Annotated in this window: 4 protein-coding genes; all 4 read right to left on the minus strand. The window is 56.4% G+C overall.

Going from position 1 to position 5,039, the window contains the following annotated elements:
* Window positions 1–138 precede the first annotated feature (138 nt).
* The 4 genes from ACTH5D_RS17225 to ACTH5D_RS17240 are packed head-to-tail and all read right to left on the minus strand — an operon-like array spanning window position 139 to window position 4,694.
* On the minus strand, window positions 139–1,725 hold the full coding sequence (locus ACTH5D_RS17225; RefSeq protein ID WP_441673380.1) for a gamma-glutamyltransferase family protein: 1,587 nt from the start codon (window positions 1,723–1,725) through the stop codon (window positions 139–141).
* Window positions 1,726–1,750: 25 nt separating this feature from the next.
* The gene (locus ACTH5D_RS17230) at window positions 1,751–3,076 is read right to left on the minus strand and encodes a TRAP transporter large permease (protein WP_441673382.1); all 1,326 of its coding nucleotides are present in this window, start codon (window positions 3,074–3,076) and stop codon (window positions 1,751–1,753) included.
* A 3-nt stretch (window positions 3,077–3,079) separates the two neighbouring features.
* Window positions 3,080–3,589, minus strand: a complete 510-nt coding sequence (locus ACTH5D_RS17235) for a TRAP transporter small permease subunit (protein WP_441673384.1) — start codon at window positions 3,587–3,589, stop codon at window positions 3,080–3,082.
* Between the two features lies 1 nt (window position 3,590).
* Window positions 3,591–4,694 (minus strand): TRAP transporter substrate-binding protein, encoded by a 1,104-nt coding sequence (locus ACTH5D_RS17240; RefSeq protein ID WP_441673386.1) that lies wholly within the window; start codon window positions 4,692–4,694, stop codon window positions 3,591–3,593.
* Between the last annotated feature and the right edge of the window lie 345 nt (window positions 4,695–5,039).

Below are 5,039 nucleotides of genomic sequence, written 5' to 3' on the forward strand. Positions count from 1 at the left end.
TTTCCCTCTGGTTTCAATCATTCAGAGGCTTATTAGGCAGACTAGCTTATCATTGGTGTAAGAGACAGCTAGCTATCTGTCCAAGTTCAGCATATGGGAAAGCCCAATTTTCACGCAGTGATAACAGTTGCGGTCTTATTAAATGCTTGCCGCACCACCGTTACTTCGCGGGTCGTGGGCGCTCTCTATTAAGCCATTCGGGTGGTGCACAATGCCGCCCGCATGGCCCATGGTGTCGCTGAATGCCTCGGTCAGTACTTCAACATCGTGGTCCGCTGTCGCCAGGGCGGTCACCAAGGTGTCATCAAAACGGTTCTCAAGTTTTAGGTTAGTGCTGGTTTCTCCCCAGGTTCGGCCCAACAGCCAGCGCGGCGCAGTGATCGCCTGCTGCAGCGGCATGCCGTGTAGCGCGTAGCGTGAGAACACTGCCGCCTGGGTTTGCGGCTGGCCTTCACCGCCCATGGTGCCGTAGACCATGGTGCGACCATCGTTAAATTTGGCCAGCGCCGGGTTCAACGTGTGGAAGGGTTTGCGGCCAGGGGCCAAGCCGCGCAGATCATCGGGGTTAAGTGAGAAACTGATGCCGCGGTTTTGCCACAGCACGCCGCTTTCCGGTAACACCACGCCGCTGCCAAATTCCCAGTAGATGCTCTGAATAAAGCTCACCGAACGTCCTTCGCTATCCACGGTGCCCATCCAAATGGTGTCGCCCGGTGCTGGTTCGTGGGGCCAGGATAGGGCGTGCTGCGGGTCGATCTGAGCCGCTTCTAAGCCAATGTTCTCTTCGCTGAGCAAATCTTGCAGCGGTGTTGGCACACGGCCGGGGTCGGTGACGTTTTGGTCGCGTAGGATAAAGGCGCGTTTGGTGGCTTCAATCAGCCCATGCAGATGGTCAAAACCGTTGGGCTCTGCGGCTTTTAGGCGCTCGTAGATACCTAAAATCATTAACGAGGCCATGCCTTGGGTCGGCGCAGGCAGGTTATACAGCGTGGCATCCTGAAGCGTTACTTCCAGCGGCGTAACCCGTTGGGCGCGATAGGCGTGAAAGTCTGCCAGGCGCAAGGGGCTGCCGACGGCCTCTAAATCCCGCGCCATACTGGCAGCCAGCTCTCCGCGGTAGAAGTCATCTAATCCTGCTTCTGCCAAACGCTTGAGGGTGGCGGCCAAGCGCGGCTGGCGCAGCCGTTCGCCTTCACGGGGTACCTGGCCGTTAAGCAGTAGGGCGTCGCTAAAGCCTGGGCTTTGGGATAAACGCTCTACGTGTTTGGCGGTAAGTGCTTCCTGGCTTTGGGTGACCGCAATGCCCGCTTCGGCGTGGTGAATAGCGTCAGTGAGGAGAGTTGTTAAAGGGAGTGGTTGGCCCCAGCCTGACGCAACGTTGAGCGCTTCATGCCAGCCGCCAATGGTGCCGGCCATGGTAAGCGCAGCTTTAGGGCCACGCTCGGGGATCTGCGTTTCAGCGGCGTAGAAATCCGCGTTAGCCAAGCCCGCCGCTGGGCCGCAGGCGTCGATAGCTACCGGCGCTTTGCCCGGCTCATGAATTAACCAGAAACCGTCGCCCCCCAGGGCGTTCATATGCGGATAAACCACGGCAATGGCCGCGGCAGCGGCAACCATGGCTTCTACCGCATTACCACCCTGTTTAAGCACATCGCGCCCGGCGCTGGCAGCTAGATGGTGAGGGGCGACACAGCTGCCGCCGTAACTACGTTGAGTGTGGAGCATTTCCAGACACCTTTTCTAATTATGATTACCAGCCAATGGCGTTCGGCAGCCATGTGGCAATACTGGGAAAGATAAACACCAGCGCTACGGCCAGAAGCTGTAAGCCGATAAACGGCAGCGCGCCCTTGTAGATATCCAGCGTCGAGACTTCCTTGGGTGCCACACCTTTAAGGAAAAACAGCGACCAGCCAAAAGGTGGTGTGAGAAATGAGGTTTGCAGCACCAGCCCGACTAAAATCCCCAGCCACACCATGTCGACGCCCATCTGCATGAAGAACGGCAAAAACAGCGGTAGGGCAATATAGCTGATCTCGATCCACTCCAGGAAGAAGCCCAACACAAACATCAGCAGCAGCATAAACAGCATCGCACCTAGCTCACCACCGGGCACCCAATCAAACATACGGGCAACCAAGTGCTCGCCGCCCAAGCCACGGAAGGCCAGGCCAAACACCTGGGCGCTGATCAAAATAAAGAACACCATCGCCGAGATCACCAGCGTGGCCTGGGCCACCTCTTTGAGTAGCGCAGAGGTTAACCGGCCGGAGCAAGTCACAATGACTAACGCGCCCAGTGCGCCCATGGAGGCCGCTTCAGTAGGCGCCGCAATACCGCCAATAATCGAGCCTAATACCGCAAATACCAACCCAACAGGCGGGCCCACCACGGTGATGACTTTGCGAATCAGCTGGCGCCGCCCCATATTTGCACGCTCTTCAGCTGGAATGGGTGGCATCAAATGGGGGTAGAGCTTGGCGATGATCAGAATGGCAATAATATAAACCGCCGCCAGGGTCAGCCCCGGCACCATGGCCGCGGCGAACATCGTGCCGACCGATTCACCCAGAATTTCAGCCAGTAGAATCAGCACCAGGCTGGGCGGAATAATCTGCCCTAAAGTGCCAGAGGCGCAGATCATGCCTGTGGCCAGGGTTTTGGGGTAACCACGGCGGAGCAGCGTGGGCAGGGTGAGCAGGCCCAGGGTGACGATGGTCGCGCCGACAATGCCCGTAGCGGCACCTAACAAAACGCCAACTAAAATAATCGCCACGCCCATGCCGCCTGAAATGCCGCCAAACAAGTGGCCGATCACATCGATCAACTCTTCAGCCAATTTCGACTTCTCCAGCATCACCCCCATAAACACAAACAGCGGTATCGCCATAAAAGTGTAATTGGTCACCACCCCGTAGATACGCGATGGCAGCAGGTTAAACAGCATCGGTCCGAAGCCGATATAGCCAAAGAAGAAGGCCGTAGCGGCGATGCTGATACCTACCGGAATACCAATCAGCAAAAACACGAAAAAAGCCACGATCATACCGATCGCTAGCCATTCATTGGGAGACATGCGTTATTCACCTCGTGAGGGTAGGGCGAACGCCTGGCGTAGCGCGTAGGCCAACCCTTGCAGCGCAAGAAGGACGAAACCAAACGGGATCAGTGATTTGAGCAGCCAGCGAAGGGGTAGGCCGCCGGGATTGGGCGATGCTTCACCGCGAGCGAATGACTGGGCGATCCAGGGCAGCGTCAGCCAGGCGATATATAGCCCCATCACTAGTAGCAATAGCCCGCCGATTATCTCAATCACCCGCTGCAGACCCGCTGGAAAGCGCTCGTAGAAAACGTCCACGCGAACTTGCTCACCCATCAGCAGTAGATACGACATGCCAAACAGTGCGATAGGTGAGATCAGGTGCCACTGCAGCTCCTGCAGCCATACCGCGCCAACGCTAAACGCATAGCGCATCAATACGTCACCAGCGACGAATCCGACTAATACCACGCAGGTCCAGGCGGCGACCCAGCCAAATAGCCGAACCACCGCCTCAACGCCGTGGACAAAACATGCCACGACGCGCATATCAGACTCCGATAATGTCAGTTAACCAGGCGCGTTCGCTGGCGCCTGCCCAGCGGTCATGATTGGCTTTAAACGCCATATAGCTATCGTGCACTTTGCGCACCAGCGGGTCGGCGTCGGCTTCGGTAGAAAGCGTGTCCATCGTTGCCTCACGCAGCGCATCAATCACGGGTTGTGGCAGCATGCTGGCAGTAACGCCTTCGTTCTCTACCAAATCGGTCATGGCTTCGCCGTTAACCGCTTCCGACCAGGTCACGCTCTCCAGGCAGGCGGCCATACAGGCGCTCTTCACAATCATCTGCAAATCTTCTGGAAGACTGTCCCAGTGCGATTTTGAAATCAGCAGTTCGCCGGTGGTTGAGGGCTCATGCCAGCCGGTGGTGTGATAGAACTTAGCGGCGTTGTGTAGGCCCATGCGGCGGTCTTGGAAGGGGCCCACAAATTCGGCGGCATCAATAACCCCACGCTCCAGCGCTGGGAAAATTTCGCCACCGGGCAGTACGCGGGCATCCACGCCAAGCGAAGAGTAAACCTGTCCAGCCAAGCCAGGAACCCGCATGCGCAGGCCGTTGAGCTGGCTAATATCCTCAATCGGTTCGCGGAACCAGCCGGTCATTTGTACGCCGGTATTGTTCAACGGAAAGGCCACCATGCCGTAGGGTTCATACACCTCGTGCCAAAGCTCTAAACCGCCGCCGTGATAAAGCCACGCCATATGGCCCATAAAGCTCATGCCAAACGGCACGGTAGTGAAGTACTGGGCGGCAAAGGTGGTACCCGACCAAAAGTAGCTGTTAGCGGCGTTCATCTCGATGGTGCCGCTTTGGACGGCTTCGAAGCCTTCAAAAGCCGGAATCAGCTCGCCGGATGAGAAGTGCTGGATATTGAGCCGCCCACCCGACATAGCGTTGATTTTGGCGATCACGTCAGTAGGGCTGCCAGGGCCTTCTACATAAAAGGGCGAGCCAGGAGCGTAGGCATTGGTCATGCGCCAGTTAAAACTTTCAGAAGATTGCGCACGGGCAATTGACGGCGCACCTAATACCAAGCCAGCGGTGGAGGAGACGGCTGCCGTGGTGAGAAACTTGCGGCGGGATAAGGGCATAGCACACCTCGTTCATGGGGAGATAGGTCAGCAAGGAAACACAATGCAGTAGCAAGGGGTGTGCCAGAAAAATCGATTTTATTATAAATAAAAGATTTTGAATGGTTTTGTAGTTCGATAGTGAAGTGGCAAACGCTAAGCAAAATAAACCTCTGCACCGCAATGATGCTTAATAATCACGACAGGCTCGCTTAGTGTGCATAGCGACAAGCACTGATTATTGGCGCTGTAGGTAATTGATAGCAGTCGAATTTAGGCTGGTGGGGGGTAGAGTGCTTGACAGTTCAATGAGGTCTGAGTAACATACGCGCCACCTCGACGAGGCATTGCAACGTCCCATTCGTC

This window comes from Halomonas sp., assembly GCF_052095695.1.
Classification (GTDB): Bacteria; Pseudomonadota; Gammaproteobacteria; order Pseudomonadales; family Halomonadaceae; genus Vreelandella.